We start from the raw sequence: 23,107 nt of genomic DNA, 5'->3' as shown, positions 1-23,107 counted from the left end.
CGTGCCACCAACTCGCCCCCGCTACCCGTCCCGTGGCGCCGTTTCCTGCCAACTGTGCCTGTTTTACTGAGATGTCACAGGCCCAGCAGGGCGCGGACACGGGCACACTTCGCGGTCAGGCGCTCACGGGTGGGGGCGTCGAGGACGGCCAGGCGGGCCGGGTCCGCGTTGTGCGCGAGGTCGGATTCCTTGATCAGCAGGGCGCCGGGGGTGGCCAGGATGCGGGCCGTGTACTCCTCGACCGGTTCGCCTGGGCGCTTGGTGACGGCGAGGACCATGTCCTTGACGGACTGCGGCAGGGCGGCGGAATCCAGCCAGGCGCGGCTCAGCGCGTCGTCCTCCACCGCGTCGTGGAGCCAGGCGGCGGCCTGCTGCTCCGGGGTGCCGCCGCGGGCGCGTACGCCCTCGGCGACGGCGGCGAGGTGCTCGGCGTACGGACGGCCCGCCTTGTCCGTCTGGCCCTCGTGCGCGGCGCGGGCCAGGGCCTCCACCTCGGCGAGCGTGAGGTGGTGCGGGTGCCGTGCCGTCCCGGTCATCCGGTCTCCCTAGCCGCCGTACGAAGGGCCTCGGCGGCCCGGTGGACATCCGTGGGGGTGGTGCGCCAGTTGGAGAACGCGGCGCGCAGGGCCGGGGTTCCCGCCAGGACCGTGGGGGTGACGAAGACCTCGGCGGCCGCCGCCTCCCGCAGGGCGGTCAGGCGCTCGGCGGTCGGGGCGTCGGCCAGGGTGAAGCAGACGACGTTCAGGCGGACCGGGGCCAGCAGCCGGAAGGCGGGGTCGGCTGCGAGGGCGTCGCCGAGCGCGCGGGCGCAGGCGATGTCGCGCTCGACGATCTCGCGGTGCCCGTCGCGGCCGTACGCCCGCAGGGTGAACCAGGCGGCGAGGGCGCGCAGCCGGTGGGAGTTCTCGGGAGTGAGGTGGACCAGGTCGGGGCGCTCGCCGAGGGGGCCGAGGTAGGCGGCGGCGTTGGCGAAGACGCGGGCCTGGAGGTCCTGGCGGCGGGTGAACTGCACGGCGCTGTCGTAGGGCACGTTGAGCCACTTGTGCAGGTCGACGCAGACGGAGTCGGAGGCGTCGAGTCCGGCGGTGAGGTGGGCGTGCTCCGGGGAGAGGGCGGCGAAGGCGCCGAAGGCGGCGTCGGTGTGGAGCCAGAAGTCGTGGCGTCCGCGCAGGGCCGCGACGGCGCGGAGGTCGTCGAAGTCGACGGTGTTGACGGTGCCGGCGTTGGCGACGACGACGGCCGGGCCGGGCGTGTCGGCCAGCGCGCGGTCGAGGGCGGCCGGGTCGACGGCCTCGCGGCCGGGGAGGGTGGGGACGGTGACGAGGGAGCGCCGGCCGAGGCCGAGGACGGACAGGGCCTTGGCGATGGAGGAGTGCGGGGCGCCGGACAGCACGCGGACGGGGCCGAGGGCGGCCGCCCCGTCCTCGGACGGGCGGACGCCGAGGCGTTCGCCGAGCCATTCGCGGGCGACGGCGAGGCCGGTGGCGTTGGACATGGTGGCGCCGCTGACGAAGGTGCCGGTGTGGGCGGCGGTGAGCCCGAACAGGTCGCGGAGGGCGGCGACGGTCTCGCGTTCGAGGTCCTGGCCGGCGCCGTCGAGGGCGGAGTTGGAGTTCTGGTCGTGCACGGCGGTCAGCCAGTCCCCGGCGAGGGCGGCGGGGGTGGCGCCGCCGGTGACGAAGCCGAGGTAGCGGGGACCGGCGGAGGCCGAGAAGCGGGGCGCCCAGCGGCGGGCGAACTCGTCCAGGGCCCGGTCCAGGCCGATGCCCGGGCCCAGGCCCGTGCCGAGGGCGGTCTCCTGCCCGGGATCGGGGCCGGGGTCAGGGGCGGCGGGCGGTACGACGGGGCGCGCTTCGAGGGTGGCCAGCGCGTCGGTGGCCTGCCGGAGCGTACGCGCCAGGAGGGCGGGCAGCCGGTCGAGGTCGGCGGCGAGGGCGGGGTGCATGGGCGTCACGCTAGGCCCGGCGGCGGGGCCGGTACCGGGCCAATCACGGGCGGGTGGCCCGGACGGCCGCGTAGGGTCGGCGGATGATCACGAATCGGTGGATACGCAGGCTCGCCGGAGCCGTGGGTGCCGTGGCCGTCGCGGGGGTGCTCGCCGGATGCGAGACGGCGCCGGCTCCGGAGCGGGCGGCGGGGCCGACGGCCGCACCGCCGGCGGACCTGAGGGGGCTGCCCCCGGCCTCGTCCGGTGGGGCCGGCGGGACGGCGGGGGCGTCCGGCGCGCCCGCGCAGGCGGCGTGCCCCGCGGACGGGGTGCGGCTGAGCGAGGGCGGCGGGGACGCGGCGATGGGGCTGCGCGTGGAGAGCGTGGAGCTGACCAACTGCGGGACGGAGCCGTACGTCCTGAACGGCTTCCCGGACATCCGCCTGCTGGACAAGAAGAAGGGACCGGTGCAGGTGGACGTGGGCCACGGGTCCCACGGGGTGTCCACCGTGGACAGCTTCGACGAGGCGCCGCAGCAGGTGACGCTGCGGCCCGGCCAGACGGCGTCGTTCGGGCTGCTGTGGCGCAACCTGGTCACCGAGGTGAACACGCCCGCCGTGGACGGCTGGCACATCGACGTCCAGCCGCGCCCGGGCGCACCCCGCCAGACGCTGGCGCTGACGCGGCCGGTGGACCTGGGCACCACGGGGCGGCTGGGGCTCGGGCCGTGGAAGGCGTCGGGGCGGTAGTCCTGCGGATGCCCGGCCGGGCCTCGTCGGCGGCGGGATCAGGCGGCGGGATCAGGCGGCGGCTGCCGGGATGCCGCGGGGCGGGCGGGCCGTCGTCCGCCCCTCGCTCAGGAGGACGACCTCGTCGGCGTGGGAGGCCGCGACCGGGTCGCGGGTGACCATGACGAGGCTGACGCCGAGGGAGTCCACGGCGGCCCGCAGCAGCGCCAGGACCCCGGCGGCCGCGGTGGTGTCCAGGGCGCCGGTGGGTTCGTCGGCGAAGATCACGTCGGGGCGGGTGGCCAGGGCCCGGGCGAGGGCGGCCCGCTGCTGCCCGCCGCCGGAGAGCTCGGCGGGGCGGCGCCCGCCGGCGCCGTCGAGGCCGACCTGGGCGAGCAGCCGTGCGGCGCGGCCGCGGTCCTCGGGAAGGCCGGCCAGCCGCATCGGCCGCAGCACGTTCTGCTCGACGGTCAGCGAGGGCAGCAGGTTGAAGGCCTGGAAGACGAAGCCGAGGCGGCCGCGGCGCAGCTCGGCGAGCTCGTTCTCGGCCATGCCAGTGATCTCGGTGCCGCCGAGCCGGACGGAGCCGGCGGTGGGCCGGTCCAGGCCGGCCGCGCACCGCAGGAGCGTCGACTTGCCGGAGCCGGCGGGTCCCGTGACGGCGGTGAAGGTGCCGCGCGGCAGGGTCAGGTCGATGTCGCGCAGGGCGTGCACGGTGGCCGGGCCGCGGCCGTACTCCCGCCGTACGCCGCGCAGCTCCACGGCGGGCGCGGGGGCGTACGCCGTCTCCTCGCGCGCCGGGTCGTGGAGCGCCGTTCGGGGCCGTCCGGGGCCGGTCCGCCGCAGTGTCATGGGTGCCGCCTTCCGTATCGTTCGAAGTGATACGTCAGACGCTATGAGGGGGCCGTGGGCGCGGCCATGGCGCGAGCCGGTCGGTCGGGAGTAGGGGAAACCCGACCACACCGACCACACTGGTCACCTGGTCACCCGGTCACCCGGTCACCCGGTCACACCGACCACACCGGTCACGGCGAGCGGCGGATCAGCAGCAGCGCGCGGTCGTCGTTGACGTCCTTGGCGACCTTCTCGATCAGGTGCCAGGCCGCGCCCTCCCAGCCGGCGGCGACGTAGCGGTCGGCCTCGCCGGTGAGGCGGTCGATGCCCTCGCTGATGTCGCGGTCGGCGGTCTCGACGAGGCCGTCGGTGAAGAGCATGAGGACGTCGCCCCGGCGGAGGTTGCCGCGGGCCGGGGTGAATTCCGCGCCGTCGTAGACGCCGAGGAGCGGACCCTCGCCCGCCTGCTCCTGCCAGCGGCCGGTGCCCGCGGAGAGCTGGAGGGCGGGCAGGTGGCCGGCGGAGAGGAGTTCGAAGTCGCCGGTCTCCAGGTCCAGGACGAGGTGGACGGAGGTCGCGAAGCCCTCGTCCCAGTCCTGGCGGAGCAGGTAGCCGTTGGCGGCGGGCAGGAAGTCGTGCGGCGGGAGGGAGCCGAGGAGGCCGCCGAAGGCGCCGGAGAGCAGCAGGGCGCGCGAGCCCGCGTCCATGCCCTTGCCGGAGACGTCGGTCAGGACGACCTCCAGGGTGCGGCCGCCGTTGGTGCGGGCCGCGACGACGAAGTCGCCGGAGAAGGACTGGCCGCCGGCCGGGCGCAGGGCCATCTCGCGGTGCCAGCCGCCGGGCAGGGCAGGCAGCTTGCTCTGGACGCGGATGCGTTCGCGCAGGTCGAAGAGCATGGTGCCGCCGCGCCGCCAGGGCACGCCGACGCGGCTGCGGAACTGGGCAATGACCAGTCCGAAGAACCCGCAGGCGGCGACGACCAGGACGGTACCGGGGGTGACCCGGGCCGGGCCTTCCGCGTACGGGCCGAGGACGAGGGCCTCGACGATCAGCGCGGACGCGGCGGTGGCGTACAGCGCGAGCAGGCTGGCCGGGCGCAACAGCAGGCCGCCGGCGACGATGGGCAGGACGAGGGCGGACGGGGAGCACCAGACCGGGAACAGCAGGGTGCCCCAGGTGATGGCCGGGACGGTCAGGAGCAGTCCGGCGAAGGCGAGCCAGTCGGAGGCGTCGCCGCGGAAGTAGTCGACGCCGGATTTGCGCAGGGCGGTGCGGGCCCGGTGCCACGTCTTGCGCATCCGGGCCGTGAAGGTCTCCGTCCGAGCTCCGGCCATTGCTTCGGGACCCTATCCATCCTGGCTGTGGACGCGCAGGGGTACCCCCCGACCAGAGGCCCGAAATTGGGTCGACCGGGACGGAATGCCCTGGTAGGGATGGTCTTATGGCGATGGAGACGCGTGTATTGCAGCCGGATGAGTGGGATGTCTGGTACACCCACCTTGAACTGGCGTTCGGCGGGGTGGCGGAGACCCCGGAGGAGCGGGAGCTGTACCGGTCGCTGACCGAGACGGAACGTTCCCTGGCGGTCTGGGACGGGGAGGACTGCGTCGGCTCGGCTTCGGCCTTCAGCTTCCGCCTCTCGGTGCCGGGCGGCGCGCTGGTGCCGACGGCGGGCGTGACCATGGTGGGGGTCTCCCCCACCCACCGCCGCCGCGGGGTGCTGACCTCGCTGATGCGGCGTCAGCTGGACGACGTCCGGGCGGGTGGCGAGCCGATCGCGGCGCTGACGGCCTCGGACCCGGCGATCTACGGGCGCTTCGGGTACGGCACGGCGACGTACGCGCTGTCGGTGGACATCGACACCACGCGGGTCCGGCTGGCGGTGCCGGCGGGGACGGACGGGGTGCGGCTGCGGATGTCGGACCCGGAGCGGGCGCTGGCCGCGTGCGAGAAGGTGTACGCCGAGCTGGTGCCGGAGCGGCCGGGGATGCCGGCGCGGCAGCCGGGCTGGGAGCGGCAGGCGGTGCTGGACCCGCCGGGGGACCGGAACGGCGCCTCCCCGCTGAAGTGCGTGCTGGCGGAGGACGAGGACGGCACGGTGCGCGGGTACGTCCGCTACCGGGTCCGGGCGGACTGGGAGGCGACGGGCTCGGCGGGGTCCGTCGAGGTGCAGGACCTGGAGGCGCTGGATCCGGCGGCGTACGCGGCGCTGTGGCGGTACGTCTTCGACATCGACCTGACGTGGAGCGTACGGGCGTCCCGGCGGCCCGTGGACGACCCGGTGCTGCACCTGGTGACCGACGTGCGGCGGGCGCAGGCGCGGACGCGGGACTCGCTGCACGTGCGGCTGGTGGACCTGCCGGCGGCGCTGACGGCGCGGACGTACGGGGCTCCGGTGGACGTGGTCCTGGAGGTGGCCGACGCGTTCTGTCCGTGGAACGAGGGGCGGTGGCACCTGGTGGGCGACGCGGAGGGCGCCTCGTGCGTCCGTACGGAGCGGGCGCCGGACCTCGCCCTGTCCGTGCGCGAGCTGGGCTCGGCGTACCTGGGCGGCGTGACGCTGACCTCGCTGGCGGGGGCGGGCCGGGTGACGCAGCTGCGCCCGGGCGCCCTGGCGGCGGCGTCACGGGCCTTCGCCGGCGACGTGGCCCCGTGGCTGCCGCACGGCTTCTAGGGCTGCGACCCGCCGCGTCGGTGGTGCGGTGATCCCGCCCGTCGTGCCGTGACCACGCCCGTCGTGCCGTGACCCCGCCCGTCGTGCCGTGACCCCGCCCGTCAGCGTGGCTGGCAGGCGGGGCACCAGAACAGGTTGCGGGCGGCGAGGTCGGCGGTGCGGATCTCGCCGGCGCAGATGTGGCAGGCCATGGTGGCGCGGCGGTACACGTACACCTCGCCGCCGTGGTCGTCCACGCGGGGCGGGCGGCCCATCGCCTCGGGGGTGTGTTCGGGGCGGACGGTGTCGATGCGGTTGTTGCGCACGCCCTCGCGCATCAGGTCCACCAGGTCCCGCCACATCGCGTCCCACTCGGCGCGCGTGACGTCCCGGCCCGCCCGGTACGGGTCGATGCCGTGCCGGAAGAGGACCTCGGCGCGGTAGACGTTGCCGACGCCCGCGACGATCTTCTGGTCCATGAGCAGGGCGGCGATGGTGGTGCGGGAGCGGGAGATCCGCGCCCAGGCCCGGTCGGGGTCGTCGTCGGCGCGCAGCGGGTCGGGGCCGAGGCGGTCGTGTATCGCCTTCTTCTCGGCGCCGGTGATCAGTGCGCAGGTGGTCGGGCCGCGCAGGTCGGCGTAGTGCGCGTCGTTCAGCAGCCGCAGCCGGACGGTGTCCGTGGCGGGCGGCGCCGGTACGGGTCCGAAGCCGTACGTGCCGAAGAGGCCGAGGTGGATGTGGATCCAGTCCTCGCCCAGGCCCAGGAACAGGTGCTTGCCGTGGGCCTCGGCGACGTCGAGCTCGCGGCCGTCGAGGAGGGCGGCGCTCTCGGCGAAGCGGCCCTGGGGGCTGCTGACGCGGACCGGGCGGGCGGCGAAACGCTCGGCGTGGTCCTGGGCGAGGCGGTGGATCGTATGCCCCTCGGGCACGGTGTTCTCCTGCGGTCCTGGGCCTGGGGACGGGGCGTCCCCCGGCCGCCGGGGGCGGGAAACGCCGTGCCGCCGGGCCCCCGTCAGGGGTCCCGGCGGCACGGAGGGGACTACTGGTCCTGCGGGTGGTGGGCCGGGATCGGGGGCAGCTCGCCGGTGGTCTCGTACGCCGAGAGCATCTCGATGCGGCGGGTGTGGCGCTCCTCGCCGGAGTACGGGGTCGCCAGGAAGGCCTCGATGAAGCCGGTGGCCTCGTCCTGGGTGTGCATCCGGCCGCCGACGGAGATCACGTTGGCGTTGTTGTGCTCGCGGCCGAGCTTCGCGGTCTCGACGCTCCAGGCCAGGATGGCGCGGACGCCCTTGACCTTGTTGGCCGCGATCTGCTCGCCGTTGCCGGAGCCGCCGATCACGATGCCGAGGCTGTCGGCGTCCGCGGCGGTCTTCTCCGCGGCGCGCAGGCAGAACGGCGGGTAGTCGTCGACGGCGTCGTAGATGTGGGGCCCGCAGTCGACGGGCTCGTGGCCGTTGTTCTTGAGCCAGTCCACCAGGTGGTTCTTGAGCTCAAAGCCGGCATGGTCGGATCCGAGGTACACGCGCATGGCACGAGTGTGGCACGGGACACCCTTCCGGGGCGCATGCGGGGGCGCTCCGGGCGGCCGCGGGAAAAGTGTGGCGTACGCCACTCCGAAAGCTCAAGTAATCCCAAACTACCCAGATGGGACGGGGGTGGTGGCAGGTGGGACGAAGGTCCCGGACCTTCGTCCTCCGGCAACGATCCGGATTCGGGTCTTCCGTCTCGCGTTCATCCCGGGTTTTACTTCCGGGGCTCGCAACCCGAGAACCTAAGGATCCGTCCATGAGCTCCACGACGACCCTTCAGAAGGCAGGCGGACCGTCCGGCGAACCCGGCACCCCCCAGTCTTCCGACGGTCTGAAGGCCGGTCTCAAGAACCGCCACCTTTCCATGATCGCCATCGGCGGTGTCATCGGCGCCGGTCTGTTCGTCGGCTCCGGCGGCGGTATCGCCAAGGCCGGCCCCGCCATCCTGATCTCGTATCTGCTCGTCGGCGCGATGGTCGTCTTCGTCATGCGGATGCTCGGCGAGATGGCCGCCGCCATCCCCAACTCGGGCTCATTCTCGGCGTACGCCGACCGCGCGCTTGGCCGCTGGGCCGGCTTCTCGATCGGCTGGCTGTACTGGTTCTTCTGGGTCGTCGTGCTGGCCGTCGAGGCCACCGCCGGCGCCGCCATCCTCGAAGGCTGGATCCCGGCCGTCCCGCAGTGGGCCTGGGCGCTCATCGTGATGGCGGTCCTGACCGTCACCAACCTGGGCTCGGTCGCCTCCTACGGCGAGTTCGAGTTCTGGTTCGCGGGCATCAAGGTCGTCGCCATCGGCGCGTTCGTGGTCATCGGCATGCTGGCCGTCTTCGGCGTCCTGCCGGGCTCCGACAACCCGGGTGCCGGCTTCGCGCACCTGACCGACACCGGCGGCTTCTTCCCCAACGGGTACGGTGCCATCCTCACCGGTGTGCTGATGGTCGTCTTCTCCTTCATGGGCAGCGAGATCGTCACGCTGGCCGCCGGTGAGTCCGAGGACCCGCGCCGCGCGGTCACCAAGGCCACCAACTCGGTCATCTGGCGCATCGCCGTCTTCTACCTCGGCTCGATCTTCGTCGTCCTGACGCTGCTGCCGTGGAACGACCCCTCGATCGTCGAGAAGGGCTCGTACGTCGCCGCCCTGGACTCGATCGGCATCGCGAACGCGGGCACGATCATGGAGGTCATCGTCCTGACCGCCGTGCTGTCCTGCCTGAACTCGGGTCTGTACACCGCTTCCCGCATGGCCTTCTCGCTCGGTGAGCGCGGCGACGCGCCGAAGGCGTTCGCCAAGGTCAACAAGAACGGTGTGCCGGTCGCTGCGATCCTGGGCTCCACGGTGTTCGGCTTCGTCGCCGTCTACTTCAACTACGCCTTCAAGGACACGGTCTTCACCTTCCTCCTGAACTCCTCGGGTGCCATCGCGCTCTTCGTCTGGCTGGTCATCTGCCTGACCCAGCTGAAGATGCGCGGGATCCTGCTCCGCGAGGCGCCGGAGAAGCTGACGGTCAAGATGTGGCTGTTCCCGTACCTGACGTGGGCGACCGCCGCGATGATCACCTTCGTGCTGGTCTACATGCTCTTCGACGACGCCAACCGCGAGGTCGTGCTGCTGTCGGTGCTGGTCGCGGCCATCGTCGTGGTCGCCGGCTTCATCGTCGACGGGCGCCGCAAGCGCGCCTCCGTGGACGCCTAGTCCGCGCCTAGTCCCGCAGGGATACCCCGTACGTACGCCGGAGCCCGGCCCGCTGCCTGCACAGCGGGCCGGGCTCCGGCGTATCGGCGTACGGGTGGGGGGCGGCGCTCAGCCGCGGCGGCCCGCCAGCTTCCAGGCGGCCGGCAGCGCGCCCATGGCGAGGGCGGCCTTGAGGGCGTCGCCGAGCAGGAACGGGACCAGGCCCGCGGCCACGGCGGCGGACAGCGACATGCCGGTGGACAGCATCAGGTACGGGACGCCGACCGCGTAGATGACCGCGGAGCCCAGGACCATCGTGGCGGCGGTCCGCACCACCGAGCGGTCGGCGCCGCGGCGCGCGAGCGCGCCGACGACGGTGGCCGCCAGCAGCATGCCGAGCACATAGCCGAAGGACGCGCCGAACGCGCCCGAGGTGCCGCCCGCGAACCACGGCACACCGGCGGCCCCGGCCGCCGCGTACAGGGCGAGCGAGAGGAAGCCGAGGCGGGCGCCGAAGGCGGTGCCGACGAGCAGGGCGGCGAACGTCTGGCCGGTGACGGGCACCGGGGAGCCGGGCACGGGGACCGCTATCTGCGCGGCGAGCCCGGTGAGGGCGGCGCCGCCGACGACCAGCGCGATGTCGCGGGCCCGGCTGGCCGGGAGCAGGTCGGCGAGGACGGCTCCGGGCCGGACGGTGGCGGCGGAGGAGAGGGACGCGGTGCTCATCGGGGCTCCCAGGGTGAGGGGTCTGGCGGGACGGGACACCGTGACGTTAGTCCCGCCGCCGCCCGGTCCTCACCGTCGCGCAACCACAAAGCCACGCTCCGCAACATGGTGGGGAGTGAACAAAGAGCGGCGTCTCCGACGGACCCCCGACGGGCCGGGAGCGTCCGAAGTGATGCGTATCACCCAGCCTTTTGGTTGCTCCCCGTCCGTTTTGCGTGGCCGCTCCCGGCTCGGGGACACTGTGGGGATGTCACAAGCACCCCTGCCGGATCTCGCCGAAGAACCCCTCGGCCACGGTCTGAAGCAGCGCCACCTGACCATGCTGGGGCTCGGCGGCGTCATCGGCGCCGGTCTCTTCGTCGGCTCCGGGGCCGGTATCACCCTCGCCGGTCCGGGCATCATCGTGTCCTATCTGCTCGCGGGCGCCCTCGCGATGCTGGTCATGCGGATGCTGGGCGAGATGTCCGCCGCGATGCCCGCCTCCGGTTCCTTCTCCGTGCACGCCGAGCGGGCCATGGGCCGCTGGGCCGGGTTCTCGGCGGGCTGGCTCTACTGGTTCCTGCTGGTCGTCGTCCTCGCCGTGGAGGCGACGGGCGCCGCGAAGATCGCGAACGGCTGGCTGCCGGACGTACCGCAGTGGAGCTGGGTGCTGATCTTCATGGTGGTCTTCACGGTCAGCAACCTGGCCGCCGTACGGAACTTCGGCGAGTTCGAGTTCTGGTTCGCGGCGCTCAAGGTCGGCGCGATCGTGCTGTTCCTGGTCCTGTCGACGCTGGCGATCCTCGGCCTGCTGCCGGACACCGACCCGATCGGGCTGACGAACCTGACCGGACAGGGCGGCTTCCTGCCGGGCGGCTGGGCCGGGGTGATCTCCGGCGTGCTCGCGGTGGTGTTCGCGTTCGGCGGCCTGGAGGTCGTCACCATCGCGGCGGCCGAGTCCGACGACCCGGCGCGCTCGGTGGCGCGGGCGGTGCGCAGCGCGGTGTGGCGCATCCTCTTCTTCTACATCGGCTCGATGCTCGTCATCGTCACGCTGCTGCCGTGGGACTCGCTGACGCCGGGCCAGAGCCCGTACGTGGCCGTCCTGGACTCCATCGGGATCCCGGGGGCCGGGCAGATCATGAACGTGGTGGTGTTCGTGGCGCTGCTGTCCGCGCTCAACGCCAATCTGTACGGCTCCTCGCGGATGGTGTTCTCGCTGGCCGAGCGCGGTGAGGCGCCCAAGGCGCTGCTGAAGGTGTCCGGGGGCGGGGTGCCGCGGCGCGCGGTGTTCGCGTCGGTGACCTTCGGATTCGTCTCCGTGGTGCTGAACCTGCTGTGGCCCGACACGATCTTCCTCTACATGCTCAACGCGGTCGGCGCGGTGCTGCTGTTCGTGTGGGCGCTGATCGCGGTCTCGCAGCTGCGGCTGCGCCGCCGTATCGAGCGGGACATGCCGGAACGGCTGACGTTGCGGATGTGGGCGTTCCCGTACCTGACGTGGGCGGCGCTGGCCGGCATGGCGGCGGTGCTGGTGCTGATGCTCTTCGACGACGCCGCGCGCCCGCAGCTGCTGTGGTCGACCGGTGCGGCCGTCGCGGTCCTGGCGGTGGCGGGGCTGCGCGAACTGCGCGACCGCAGGCGCTGATCCACGGCCGATGAGCGGCGGAGCCCCCGTGCGGTGCACGGGGGCTCCGCCGTTCCCCGTCCCGGCGTCCCGTACGGGAGTGATCACGTCCGGTGAGGCCGACGTCCGGATACCGGACGCGATCCGTCCGGTCAGCGGACGAAGGCCAGACTGGGCGCCTCCTTCCGCATACCCGCATACCCGCACACCCGCACACCCGCACACCGGACAGGCACCACCTGAGATGAGCCAGACCACCGTCACGCCCCCCGCACCGCCCACCGGCCCCACCGGCCCCACCGGATCGCCGCTGGCGGGCGGGCTCAAGCAGCGCCATCTGTCGATGATCGCCCTCGGCGGCGTCATCGGCGCCGGCCTCTTCGTGGGCTCCGGCGCCGGTATCGCGGCCGCCGGACCGTCGATCGTGCTCGCGTACGCCGCCTCCGGGCTGCTCGTGATGTTCGTGATGCGGATGCTCGGCGAGATGTCCGCCGCCAACCCCGCCTCCGGCTCCTTCTCCGTGCACGCCGAGCGGGCCGTCGGCCCGTGGGCCGGGTTCACCGCCGGCTGGATGTTCTGGACCCTGCTGTGCGTCGGTGTCGCCATCGAGGCGATCGGCGCGGCGGCCATCATGACCGGCTGGTTCCCGGGCACCCCGAGCTGGCTGTGGGTGCTGCTCTTCATGGCCGTCTTCTGCGGCTCCAACCTGGCCGCCGTCTCCCACTTCGGCGAGTTCGAGTTCTGGTTCGCCGCGCTGAAGATCGCCGCGATCGGCCTGTTCCTGGTCCTGGGCACGCTGGCGATCCTGGGCCTGCTGCCCGGCACCGCCGCCCCGGGCACCGCCAACCTGCTGCACGACGGCGGCCTGCTGCCCAACGGCGTCGACGGCCTGCTGGTCGGCCTGCTCGCCTCCGTCGTCGCGTACGGCGGCCTGGAGACGGTGACCATCGCGGCCGCCGAGTCCGACGACCCGGTCCGCGGCGTCGCCAAGGCCGTGCGCACCACGATGTGGCGCATCGCCGTCGTCTACGTCGGCTCGATGCTGGTCGTCGTCACCCTCGTCCCGTGGGACTCCGAGGGCGTCGCCGCCGGCCCGTACGCCGCCGCCCTGGACCACCTGGGCATCCCCGGCGCCGGCCAGGTCATGAACGTGGTCATCCTGATCGCGCTGCTGTCGGCGATGAACGCCAACATCTACGGCTCCTCGCGCATGGCCTACTCGCTGGTGGCCCGCGGCCAGGGCCCCAAGGCGCTGGGCAAGGTCTCCGGCGGCGTCCCGCGCCGCGCGGTGCTGGCCTCCTGCGGCTTCGGGTTCGTCACGGTGCTGCTGTCCTACTGGTACCCGGACACCCTCTTCGCCTGGCTGCTGAACATGGTCGGCGGGGTCATCCTCGTGGTCTGGGGCTTCGTCGCGGTCTCCCAGTTCGTCCTGCGCCGCCGCCTGGAGCGGGAGGCTCCGCAGAAGCTCGTCGTGCGGATGTGGGGCTTCCCGTACCTGACGTGGGTGGCACTGGCCGGGGTGGCCGGGGTGCTGGTGCTGATGGCGTGGGACCCCGACACCCGGGTCCAGGTGGTCTTCACCGGCGGCCTGACCCTCGCCCTGGCGGTCACGGGGTACGTGATGCAGCGCGCCAGGGCCTCGACCGGGACCGGTGCCGACGCCTGAGCCCCGCGGGGAGGTTCCTGAATGAAGGTGACAGGCACTGTCCGAAAATGGATGATGGTGATCGTCTCCGCGGATCCGCGTGCACCCGACGGTTGTTGGGGGGAAACCGACCGGGCACCGGTCGTGAAGCAGCGCACCCGTGGGATTCCACATCACTCCAGCCGAAGGAACCTTCCTGGTGCGTCCCACGCGTACGACGATCCTGCTGACCACAGGTCTCGTCACTCTCCTCGGGATGCCGGCCGCCGCCGCGGCCGGCACCCCGGACACCCTCCATGTCAACAACCGGCCGGAATCCGGCTGCTCCGACAGCGGGACCGGTTCGCAGGCCGTCCCGTACTGCACGATCTCGGCCGCGGCCAAGGTCGCGCAGCCGGGCCAGACCGTGCGGATCCAGGGCGGCACCTACCCCGAGTCCCTCACCCTCGACCGGTCCGGTGAGCCGGGCAAGCCGATCGTCTTCGAGGCCTCGGCGACACTGGCCGGCAGCCTCACCGTCAACGGCGCCTCGCACGTGGCGGTGCGCGGACTGAAGGTCGACAAGGGCCTCCAGGTCACCCGCTCCACCGGGATCGAGCTCGACAGGCTCCAGGTGAACCCGGCCGAACCCACGGACTTCGAACGCCCCGCCGTCGTCATCGGCGAGGCGAGCGCGGACGTGCGGCTCACCCGGGGCAAGCTGTTCGGCGTCCGGGTCGAGGGCGGGGCGCAGCGCACCGTGCTCGGCCGCAGCGAGATCTACGGCGTCCTGCACGCGCCGGTCGACGCGCAGGACGCGCCCGGCACCGCCGTCACCAACAACACGCTCCACCTCGACTGCGGAGCGGCCGTCTCGCTGACCGGCACCTCCACCGGGTCCGCGGTGTTCAACAACCTGGTCCGCCCGATGTTCGGCGGCACGTGCCCGGCGCCCGAGCGCGTGGGCATCTCGGTGGCGCCGAGCGCCACGTCCGGGACCCGCGCCGACTACAACCTGCTGATCGAGGGCGCCAAGAGCCAGCTGACGGCCTACCGGTGGGGCGGCACCGCCTACGAGACCGCCGCCGAGTTCGCGGCCGCGACCGGCCAGGGCGCACATGACATCCTCGTGCCCTCGGCGATGGGCGTGGTCGACGGCGTGGACGGCTCTCCCGCCATCGACTCCGGCGACCCGACGGCGCCGGGCGTGCTGCCCTCCGACGAGCGCGGCTTCCCGACCGCGGACGACCCCCGGGTCCCCAACACCGGCAAGGACGGCGGTTTCATCGACCGCGGGCACCGCGAGACCCAGGACTACCTGACCAAGGTCTCGATGACGCTCGACCAGCCGTGGGCGCCGGCCGGGACCCCGGTGACGGCCACGGCCACGACCGACAGCCGCTGGCCCGCGGGCCTGACGTACCGCTTCGACTTCGGCGACGGGACGGCGCCGGTCGTCACCAAGGAGCGCAGCGCCACGCACGTCTACGCCTCGCCGTGCGCGTGCACGGTCAAGGCGACGGCGGTCACCGGCGTGGGCGTCGAGGTCTCCGGCGAGCAGGCGGCCAAGGTGACCGCGCCCGACGTCCCGCTGACCGCCGGCCTCAGCGGCCGCGAGGTCCTGCCCGCCGCGGGCGACCTGCGCAGCTACGTCGCCCCGCTGAGCGTCGACTTCGAGCCGACGGCCCCCACGGCCCCGTGGCCGGTCCAGCGCTGGGAGGCGGACTTCGGTGACGGCACCCAGGGCAGCGGCAGCAGCCTGGAGCGCTTCCGGCACGTCTACGCCCAGCCCGGCGAGTACAAGGTGACGGTCACGCTCCACGACGCCAAGGGCGCCAAGGCCACCGCCACCACGTCCGTCCGGACCGGCTACGCCGCCTCCGGGTACGTGCCCGTCACCCCCAGGCGGGTGCTGGACACCCGTGCCACCAACACGCCCCTCCAGGGCGGCACCCCCGCCAAGCTGGCCCTGCCGGCCTACTACGAGGGCTCGGGCGGGATCCAGCCGGGCGGCATGGCCGCGGCCGTGCTCAACGTGACGGTCACCGACGCGAGCAACGACACCCACCTCAACGTCTGGCCGGCCGGTCAGCCGCGGCCGGCGACCTCGAACGTCAACGTCCTCAAGGGCGGCACGGCCTCCAACACGGTCACCGTGCCCGTCGGCGCGTACGGCCAGGTGATGGCCCAGCTCAATGCCGGTACCGCGGGGCTCGTCGTCGACTTCGTGGGCTATTACCAGCCGAACTCCGGTGAGCGCTTCAGCCCGGTCGCCCCGGCCCGGGTCGCCGACACCCGCACGGCCGGCGGCCCGCTGGGCGGCGGCCAGACCCGTACCGTGAAGGTCGCGGGCGTGGGCGGCATCCCCGCCGACGCCGCGGCGGTGGCGCTGAACCTGACGAGCACCGGTTCCTCGGCGAACTCGCACGTGATCGCCTACCCGGACCCGGCGCAGCGCACCGCGACCTCGAACCTGAACCCGGAGCCCGGCCGCGACAAGTCCAACCAGGCCATCGTCCCGGTGGGCCCGAACGGCACCATCACCCTCTACAACCACACCGGTTCGACCGACCTGGTCGTCGACGCGGTCGGCTTCTACGGCAAGGGCGGCACGTCGCTGTTCCAGCCGGCCGTCCCGAAGCGGCTGGCCGACACCCGGGAGACGGGCAAGCTCGCTCCCGGCGCCACCACCGTCGTCGCGGGCATCCCGTCCAACGCCACCGGCGCGGTCGTGAACGTCACCGCGACCGACACCAGCGCCCCCGGCTTCCTGACGGTGTACGCGTACGGCGGCATCCGGCCGGAGGCCAGCAGCCTCAACACGCGGCCCGGTGCCACCGTGCCCAACCACGTCACCACCCCCGTGTCGGGCGGCCGGATCAACGTCTCGAACAGCTGGGGCGGCAGCAACCACGTGATCACCGACCTGCTCGGCTGGTTCACGCAGTCCTGACCCGTTCCCGAAACGTTCCGCCAAACGGCCGTGGGCCCCGTGCGAAAGCACGGGGCCCACACCCGTTTTACAGAGGTAACCCTTAGCTGCCTGCAGGAATAGATACTGCTAGCGTGCAGTTGCGCATTGATTGCAATAGCAGTGAGCACGCTGAGGGGACCGACTGACGCATGGCCATCTACACGCTTCCCGAGCTGCCGTACGACTACGCGGCGCTCGAGCCGGTGATCAACCCGCAGATCATCGAGCTGCACCACGACAAGCACCACGCGGCGTACGTCGCCGGCGCCAACACCACGCTGGAGCAGCTGGCGGAGGCGCGCGAGAAGGAGAACTGGGGTGCGCTGAACGGCCTGGAGAAGAACCTGGCCTTCCACCTCTCCGGTCACATCCTGCACAGCATCTACTGGCACAACATGGCCAGCCCGAAGACCGGTGAGGGCGGCGGCGAGCCGACCGCGGCCGACGGCGTGGGCGACCTCGCGGACGCGATCACCGAGTCCTTCGGCTCCTTCGCGAAGTTCAAGAAGCAGCTGACCTTCGCGTCCTCCGCGACGCAGGGCTCCGGCTGGGGCGTGCTCGCGTACGAGCCCGTCAGCGGCCGTCTGGTCGTCGAGCAGGTCTACGACCACCAGGGCAACATCGGCGTCGCCAGCACCCCGATCCTGGTCTTCGACGCCTGGGAGCACGCCTTCTACCTGCAGTACAAGAACCAGAAGGTGGACTTCATCGAGGCGATGTGGAACGTCGTCAACTGGCAGGACGTCGCCAAGCGCTACGCCGACGCCAAGGCCAACACCCCGCTGCTGATCCCCGTCAAGGGCTGAGCAGCACCCGTGGGCCCGTCCGCCTCGTGATCGTCTTCTCAACCTTCACCGGCGGGCGTGTGTAACGGAAGGCCCCCGCGAGGACGTGACTCGCGGGGGCCTTCTGTCGTCCTGCTCCGGCCGGCTACTCGAAGCTGGGCGCCGCCGTGCGGGTGCGCTTGATCTCGTAGAAGCCGGGGGTGGAGGCGACCAGCAGGGTGCCGTCCCACAGCCGGGCCGCGGCCTCGCCGCGCGGGATCGGGGTGACGACCGGGCCGAAGAAGGCCACCTCGGCGCCGTCCGCGCCGGGTACGGAGATCACCGGGGTGCCGACGTCCTCGCCGACGCGCGAGATCCCGTCCTTGTGCGAGGCGCGCAGCTCGACGTCGTAGTCCGCCGAGTCCGCGAAGTCGATCAGCTCCGCCGGCAGGCCGACCTCGGCCAGGGCCTCGGCGATCACCTCGGGCGTGACGCCCCGGTCGTCGTTGTGGATACGGGTGCCGAGCGCGGTGTACAGCTTGCCGACCACCTCGTCGCCGTGCTTCTGCTGGGCGGCGGTGACCACGCGGACCGGGCCCCAGGCCGTGGCCATCAGCTCGCGGTAGCGCTCCGGCAGCTCGTCCAGCCGGTGCTCGTTCAGCACGGCGAGGCTCATCACGTGCCAGCGCACCTCGACGTCACGGACCTGCTCGACCTCCAGCATCCAGCGGGACGTCATCCAGGCCCAGGGACACAGCGGGTCGAACCAGAAGTCGACAGGGGTCTTCTCGCGCACCTGGATGTCGGACATCTCTCTCCTCTTCACACGGCTTCACAGGGGTCTGCTCCGGTCACGTCCGTGAACGCCAACCGGCAGCGGGCCCGCCGCATTCCCCATGGGAGGATGCGGCAGAAGCCCAGTGATCACGCACGAAGGAGTGCCGGTGCCCGCAGAGAATCTGTCCCGCGACGAAGCCCGTGAGCGGGCCGAGCTGCTGTCGGTCGACGGGTACGAGGTCGCCCTCGACCTGAGGTCCGCGGTCGACGAGGCCGAACCGGCCGAGGGCCCGCGCACCTTCAGGTCGGTGACCACGATCCGCTTCCGGGCCGCCGTACCCGGCGCCGCCACCTTCGCCGACCTGATCGCCCCGTCGGTCGACGCGGTCACCCTCAACGGCCGCGCCCTGGACCCGGCCGAGGTGTTCGACGGCGCGCGGATCGCGCTGGCGGACCTGGCGAGCGAGAACGTCCTGGTCGTCGAAGCGAACTGCGCCTACAGCCGCACCGGCGAGGGCATGCACCGCTTCGTCGACCCCGAGGACGGCGAGGTCTACCTCTACACCCAGTACGAGCCGGCCGACGCCCGCCGCGTCTACGCCAACTTCGAGCAGCCGGACCTCAAGGCCCCCTACCGCTTCGAGGTGGCCGCGCCCGAGGGCTGGCAGGTGTGGAGCAACGGCGCGGAGACGTCCCGTGAGGGCGGGGTGTGGCGGTTCGCCGAGACGGCGCCCATCTCGACGTACATCACCTGCGTGGTGGCCGGTCCGTACCACTACGTGACCGACACCTACACCCGCGGGGACCTGACCATCCCGCTGGGCGCCATGTGCCGCAAGGGGCTGGCCAAGCACTTCGACGCCGACGACGTGTTCCTCGTCACCAAGCAGGGGTTCGACTTCTTCCACGAGCACTTCGACTACCCGTACCCGTTCGGGAAGTACGACCAGGCGTTCGTGCCGGAGTACAACCTCGGCGCGATGGAGAACCCGGGGCTGGTGACCTTCCGCGAGGAGTACATCTTCCGCGGGAAGGTCACCAAGGCCTCCTACGAGCGCCGCGCGAACGTGATCCTGCACGAGATGGCCCACATGTGGTTCGGCGACCTCGTCACCATGAAGTGGTGGGACGACCTGTGGCTGAAGGAGTCCTTCGCGGACTTCATGGGCACCTTCTCGCTGGTCGGGGCGACCCGCTTCGACAACGCGTGGATCACCTTCGCCAACAACCGCAAGGCCTGGGCCTACCGCGCCGACCAGCTGCCCTCCACGCACCCGATCACGGCCGACATCCGTGACCTGGAGGACGCCAAGCTGAACTTCGACGGGATCACCTACGCCAAGGGCGCCTCGGTGCTCAAGCAGCTGGTGGCGTACGTGGGGCGGGACGCGTTCCTGGAGGGCGCGCGCCGCTACTTCAAGGCCCACGCGTACGGCAACACCACGCTCGACGACCTGCTGTCGGTGCTGGGCGAGGTCTCCGGCCGCGACATGGCCGGATGGTCGCGGGCGTGGCTGCAGACGGCGGGCGTGAACGCGCTGACGCCGGTGGTGACGTACGACGCGGCCGGCCGGATCACCGAGCTGGCCGTGCTCCAGGAAGGCCAGGAGCTGCGTCCGCACCGGGTCGCGGTGGGCCTGTACCGGCTGGACGTCGACGGCTCGCTGGTGCGCTACGCGCGGGCCGAGGCGGACGTGGCGGGCACCCGTACCGTCGTGGCGGACCTGGCCGGGGCCGAGCGGCCGGACCTGGTCCTGGTCAACGACGAGGACCTGACGTACTGCAAGATCCGCTTCGACGAGGGGTCGCTGGAGACGCTGCGCCGGCACCTGGGCGACATCACCGACCCGCTGGCGCGGGCGCTGTGCTGGTCGGCGCTGTGGAACCTGACCCGTGACGGACTCATGCCGGCCCGTGACTTCCTCTCGCTGGTGCTGGCCTTCGCGGGCCGCGAGTCGGACGTGGGCGTGCTCCAGATGCTGCACAGCCAGGCGCTGTCGGCGGTCACCCACTACGCCGCGCCGGAGCGGCGCGAGCAGAGCGGCCGGGACCTCGCGGCGGGCGCGCTGCACGAGCTGCGGCTGGCCGACCCGGGCTCGGAGCACCAGCTGACGTGGGCGCGCTTCTTCGCGGCGTGCGCGGCGACGGAGGGCGACTTCCAGCTGCTGCTGGGGCTGCTGGAGGGCTCGGCGCGGATCGACGGGCTGGAGGTGGACCAGGAGCTGCGCTGGGACTTCCTGCTGCCGCTGGCCGCGCACGGCGCGGTCGACGAGGCCGTGCTGGACGCCGAACTGGCCCGTGACGACACCGCCTCGGGCAAGCGGCACCAGGTGCGCTGCCTGGCGGCGCGGCCCTCGGAGGCGGTCAAGGCGCAGGCGTGGGCGGCGGTCGTGGAGTCGGACGCGCTGTCCAACGCGCTGGTGGAGGCCACCATCGCGGGGATGCAGCAGCCGTCGCAGCGGGCCCTGCTGGCGCCGTTCACGCAGCCGTACTTCGCGGTGATCGAGCGGCTGTGGAGCGAGCGGTCGATCCAGATCGCCATGGACGTGGTGAAGGGGCTGTACCCGATGCTCCAGGACGGCGAGGCGACCCTGGCCGCGACGGACGCCTGGCTCGGTGAGCACGAGCAGGCGGCGCCCGCGCTGCGCCGCCTGGTCGTGGAGTCCCGCGACGACCTCGCCCGGGCGCTGCGCGCCCAGGCCTGCGACGCGGCCGCGGGCTGAGTCCGGGCCGGGAGGGGCCCCGCGCCGCGGGGCCCCTCCCGGCGACGACGACGGCAGCGACGGCAGGCGCACCGCCCATCGGCAGTCGAACGGCAGTACTTTAGTGCGGGGTTGTCCGGGTTTGGCGACGGGCGTGTAACAGCGGTTAGGGGGCCGGGGGCGGGCGGGAATCTCCAGCGCATGAACCACAACACCCCCCTCCCCCTCCGCCACCTCACCGGCGCCGGCGCCCGTCCCCGCGTGCTGACCCTCGCCCAGCTGCGCGAGCACGGCGTCACCGCCGCCGACGCCGCCGAGCGGCCCTGGCAGCAGATCCTGCCCGGGGTCTTCCTGCTCCACGCGGGTCCCGCCACCAGCGAGGAGCGGCTGCACGCCGCCCTGCTGTACGCCGGGCGGCGCGGCGGGGAGGCGATGATCACCGGGCTGGCGGCGCTGGCGCTGTACCGGTTCAACGCCGCGCCCCCGCTGCTGGCGCTCCAGCACATCGACGTCCTCGTGCCGGGCACCCGGCGGCTGCGGCCGGCGGGCTGCGTACGCCTGGTGCGGGCGACGACGCCGCCCCGGCCGGTGGAGGTGACCGGGCTGCCGGTGGCGCCCGTGGCCCGGGCGGTGGCCGACGCCGTCGCCCAGCTCGCCGACGCGGGCATGGTACGTCGGCTGCTGAGCGAGGCCGTCCGCGCCGGACACTGCGAACCGGCCGCCGTGGTACGCGAGTTGACGGTGGCGCGGCTGCTGAGCCGGCCGCACGTCGTCGACGCCGTGGAGTCCCTGCTCGCCGAGGGGCGGGCCATGGCCGAGGACCGCCTGTACGCCCTGGTGCGCGACCACCGGCTGCCGGACCCGGTCTGGAACGTGGACCTCCGGGTGCCCGGCGGCCCCCACCTCGGCGGCGTGGACGCCTACTGGCCCGACCACGCCGTCGCGGTCGAGATCGACACCCGCGCCCCGCGGCAGGGCGAGGACGACCAGTGGTCGGAGTGCGTGCGCAAGCGCGAGAACCTGGAGCGCCTCGGCGTGACCGTCCTGCACCTCACCCCGCGCAAGCTGCGCGACCACGCCGAGCAGCAGGCCGCGGTCGTCCGCACGGCGCTGACGGCGGCCGGCGACCGCGACCCGGCGGCCTACCTCGTGGTGCTGCCGAGGTGAGGGTTGGCCGGGGAGTATTCCGGCGCGCTCCAGCGCAGCCGTCCCGGGTGGCGGCCCTCCACGACGGAGGCGACCTCGAAGACCACCGTGCGGGAGCCGTCGGCGCCGAAGTCGGTCCGGGCCCGGCCGCTGAGCTGGAGGACCGCGCCCGTCTCCCAGTCCGGGAAGAGCAGTCCGGCGCGCGGATCGGCGGCGAGGTTGCCCAGGGTGAGGAACATGTTGTTGCCCGGGTAGTCGGGCCAGGCCAGCTCTCGCGGCGAACGCACCTCGACGAAGCCCGGGTTGCCGCCTCGGTGACTGGCGTCGACCCCGTCCGCCGCGGTGGTGGCGACGAAGAAGGTGTCGGCCGCGCGGACGGCCCGCTCCTGGCCGGGGGTGAGCGCTCCCCCGCGCCGCACGACGCCGGGCCCCTGCGGCAGTACCTCCAGCGGCTGCCGTTTCTGCAGGTACTTCGGGCAGTTGGCGAATACCTGCTCTGCGCGGACGGCGAAACGGCCGGCGACCGGATCCGCCGCGAGCGTGCCGTTCAGCCGCATCCGGCGGCGGGTGCGCGGGTCGAGCGCGAGGGTCCCGACCGCGGTCCCGTCGGTGGCCAGGGCCCCGGCGAGCGGATCGCCGGCCGGCACGCCGCCCTCGACCGTGACGCGGTGCGGGCCGCGCGCCCGTACGAAGCCCGGCGGGCCCGTCAGCAGTGACGCCCACAGCCGGCCGGCGGCGTCGGCGGCGCCGACGACCAGGAACGGCTGCTGGGCGAGGAAGACCGCGGCGACGTCCTTGATGCCGGGCCCGATGGAGCGCCCGACGTGGTCGGCGAGCTCACGGACCCCGAGCCGGTCCTGGAGCTCCCGCGCCCCCGGGTGGTAGGCGGTGTCCATGGTGGTGTGCATGACGGTCACGTCCTAGAAGAAACCGCAGGTCGGGGCATCGGTCACGGGGACGGGGGCCTCATCGGCGCCCAGCGGCGCGGAGATCTCCAGCCGGGTGCCGTCGGGGTCGTGGAAGAAGATACCGCCGGACTCCGCGCCCGCCCCGTGGGCGACCAGGCCCTCGTACGCGAATTCCACGCCGGCCGCGCGCAGCCTCTGCTCGTACGCGCGGACCTGCTCGACATCGGCGGCCGACAGCGCCAGGTGGTGCAGACCGGCGGCAGCCGGGGCGTAGGGGCCGTCGGCCTGCTCCCACAGGGTCAGGGCGAGCTCGCCGGCCAGGCCGAGGAAGGCGAAGCGGCGGCCGTCCTCCTTGCCCTCGCCGAGTACGTCGAAGCCGAGGGCTTCCTGGTAGAAGCCGAGCGAGCGGGCCAGGTCGGTGACGTTGAGGCCCACGTGGCCGGTGCGCAGTGCGCTGACGGCGGTCGTCATGGCGGATCCCTTTCCCCTGAGCCTTCCCGGCTCCCCGATATTTTCTAACCTTCTAAATCGAAGTTA

19 protein-coding genes are annotated in these 23,107 nt (G+C 72.9%); 9 read left to right on the top strand and 10 right to left on the bottom strand.

The features are described from left to right. Nucleotides 1–74 precede the first annotated feature (74 nt). Both ACIPXB_RS13375 and ACIPXB_RS13370 read right to left on the bottom strand, forming a co-directional pair. Nucleotides 75–536, bottom strand: a complete 462-nt coding sequence (locus ACIPXB_RS13375; RefSeq protein WP_401448482.1) for an HD domain-containing protein — start codon at nt 534–536, stop codon at nt 75–77. Then, the gene (locus ACIPXB_RS13370; RefSeq protein WP_401448480.1) at nt 533–1,945 is read right to left on the bottom strand and encodes a pyridoxal phosphate-dependent decarboxylase family protein; all 1,413 of its coding nucleotides are present in this window, start codon (nt 1,943–1,945) and stop codon (nt 533–535) included. The genes ACIPXB_RS13375 and ACIPXB_RS13370 overlap by 4 nt, the downstream gene beginning before the upstream one ends. A gap of 83 nt (nt 1,946–2,028) precedes the next feature. On the opposite strand from ACIPXB_RS13370, the gene ACIPXB_RS13365 reads away from it, so the two are divergent. Beyond that, complete coding sequence (locus ACIPXB_RS13365) at nt 2,029–2,676, top strand: DUF4232 domain-containing protein (protein ID WP_401448477.1); 648 nt, start codon at nt 2,029–2,031, stop codon at nt 2,674–2,676. 51 nt (nt 2,677–2,727) lie between these two features. Here ACIPXB_RS13365 and ACIPXB_RS13360 read toward each other — a convergent pair whose 3' ends face one another. Continuing rightward, nucleotides 2,728–3,507, bottom strand: coding sequence for an ABC transporter ATP-binding protein (locus tag ACIPXB_RS13360; RefSeq protein WP_401448475.1), 780 nt, complete (start codon nt 3,505–3,507; stop codon nt 2,728–2,730). Nucleotides 3,508–3,680: 173 nt separating this feature from the next. After that, the gene (locus tag ACIPXB_RS13355) at nt 3,681–4,823 is read right to left on the bottom strand and encodes a PP2C family protein-serine/threonine phosphatase (RefSeq protein ID WP_401448473.1); all 1,143 of its coding nucleotides are present in this window, start codon (nt 4,821–4,823) and stop codon (nt 3,681–3,683) included. Nucleotides 4,824–4,930: 107 nt separating this feature from the next. On the opposite strand from ACIPXB_RS13355, the gene ACIPXB_RS13350 reads away from it, so the two are divergent. After that, nucleotides 4,931–6,163 (top strand): GNAT family N-acetyltransferase, encoded by a 1,233-nt coding sequence (locus tag ACIPXB_RS13350; protein ID WP_401448471.1) that lies wholly within the window; start codon nt 4,931–4,933, stop codon nt 6,161–6,163. A gap of 101 nt (nt 6,164–6,264) precedes the next feature. On the opposite strand, the gene ACIPXB_RS13345 is transcribed toward ACIPXB_RS13350, so the two are convergent. Together ACIPXB_RS13345 and ACIPXB_RS13340 are read right to left on the bottom strand one after the other, a co-directional pair. Next, a complete protein-coding gene (locus ACIPXB_RS13345) occupies nt 6,265–7,071 on the bottom strand; it encodes an Fpg/Nei family DNA glycosylase (protein WP_401448468.1) in 807 nt (268 codons plus the stop codon). A gap of 110 nt (nt 7,072–7,181) precedes the next feature. Beyond that, the gene (locus ACIPXB_RS13340; RefSeq protein WP_401448466.1) at nt 7,182–7,670 is read right to left on the bottom strand and encodes a ribose-5-phosphate isomerase; all 489 of its coding nucleotides are present in this window, start codon (nt 7,668–7,670) and stop codon (nt 7,182–7,184) included. A 257-nt stretch (nt 7,671–7,927) separates the two neighbouring features. Here ACIPXB_RS13340 and ACIPXB_RS13335 point away from each other — a divergent pair, with 257 nt between their 5' ends. Further along, nucleotides 7,928–9,364 carry an amino acid permease gene (locus tag ACIPXB_RS13335; RefSeq protein ID WP_401448464.1) on the top strand — a complete coding sequence of 479 codons (1,437 nt, stop codon included), beginning with the start codon at nt 7,928–7,930 and terminating at the stop codon, nt 9,362–9,364. 108 nt (nt 9,365–9,472) lie between these two features. On the opposite strand, the gene ACIPXB_RS13330 is transcribed toward ACIPXB_RS13335, so the two are convergent. After that, a complete protein-coding gene (locus tag ACIPXB_RS13330) occupies nt 9,473–10,069 on the bottom strand; it encodes a biotin transporter BioY (protein ID WP_401448463.1) in 597 nt (198 codons plus the stop codon). Nucleotides 10,070–10,316: 247 nt separating this feature from the next. Between ACIPXB_RS13330 and ACIPXB_RS13325 the strand changes: the two genes are divergently transcribed. The 4 genes from ACIPXB_RS13325 to ACIPXB_RS13310 all read left to right on the top strand — a co-directional run bounded on the left by ACIPXB_RS13325 (nt 10,317) and on the right by ACIPXB_RS13310 (nt 17,079). Then, nucleotides 10,317–11,696 (top strand): amino acid permease, encoded by a 1,380-nt coding sequence (locus tag ACIPXB_RS13325; protein WP_401448462.1) that lies wholly within the window; start codon nt 10,317–10,319, stop codon nt 11,694–11,696. 223 nt (nt 11,697–11,919) lie between these two features. Continuing rightward, entirely contained in the window at nt 11,920–13,341 is a 1,422-nt protein-coding gene (locus ACIPXB_RS13320; RefSeq protein WP_401448461.1) for an amino acid permease, read from the top strand. Between the two features lie 178 nt (nt 13,342–13,519). Continuing rightward, nucleotides 13,520–16,252, top strand: coding sequence for a PKD domain-containing protein (locus ACIPXB_RS13315; protein ID WP_401448459.1), 2,733 nt, complete (start codon nt 13,520–13,522; stop codon nt 16,250–16,252). Nucleotides 16,253–16,422: 170 nt separating this feature from the next. Next, entirely contained in the window at nt 16,423–17,079 is a 657-nt protein-coding gene (locus ACIPXB_RS13310) for a superoxide dismutase (RefSeq protein ID WP_401448456.1), read from the top strand. 124 nt (nt 17,080–17,203) lie between these two features. Here ACIPXB_RS13310 and ACIPXB_RS13305 read toward each other — a convergent pair whose 3' ends face one another. Continuing rightward, nucleotides 17,204–17,848, bottom strand: a complete 645-nt coding sequence (locus ACIPXB_RS13305) for a DsbA family protein (protein WP_401448454.1) — start codon at nt 17,846–17,848, stop codon at nt 17,204–17,206. A gap of 133 nt (nt 17,849–17,981) precedes the next feature. On the opposite strand from ACIPXB_RS13305, the gene pepN reads away from it, so the two are divergent. Together pepN and ACIPXB_RS13295 are read left to right on the top strand one after the other, a co-directional pair. Next, on the top strand, nt 17,982–20,537 hold the full coding sequence (gene pepN, locus ACIPXB_RS13300; protein ID WP_401448451.1) for an aminopeptidase N: 2,556 nt from the start codon (nt 17,982–17,984) through the stop codon (nt 20,535–20,537). Nucleotides 20,538–20,717: 180 nt separating this feature from the next. Further along, complete coding sequence (locus ACIPXB_RS13295) at nt 20,718–21,683, top strand: hypothetical protein (RefSeq protein ID WP_401448449.1); 966 nt, start codon at nt 20,718–20,720, stop codon at nt 21,681–21,683. On the opposite strand, the gene ACIPXB_RS13290 is transcribed toward ACIPXB_RS13295, so the two are convergent. Together ACIPXB_RS13290 and ACIPXB_RS13285 are read right to left on the bottom strand one after the other, a co-directional pair. Continuing rightward, complete coding sequence (locus ACIPXB_RS13290) at nt 21,659–22,570, bottom strand: pyridoxamine 5'-phosphate oxidase family protein (protein WP_401448911.1); 912 nt, start codon at nt 22,568–22,570, stop codon at nt 21,659–21,661. The genes ACIPXB_RS13295 and ACIPXB_RS13290 overlap by 25 nt on opposite strands. Before the next feature lie 12 nt (nt 22,571–22,582). After that, complete coding sequence (locus tag ACIPXB_RS13285; protein ID WP_401448447.1) at nt 22,583–23,041, bottom strand: VOC family protein; 459 nt, start codon at nt 23,039–23,041, stop codon at nt 22,583–22,585. Between the last annotated feature and the right edge of the window lie 66 nt (nt 23,042–23,107).

Source organism: Streptomyces sp. NPDC090022 (assembly GCF_044748145.1).
Lineage (GTDB): Bacteria > Actinomycetota > Actinomycetes > Streptomycetales > Streptomycetaceae > Streptomyces.
Note: the sequence above shows the minus strand (reverse complement) of the source record. Positions and strands in the feature narration are given on the sequence as shown.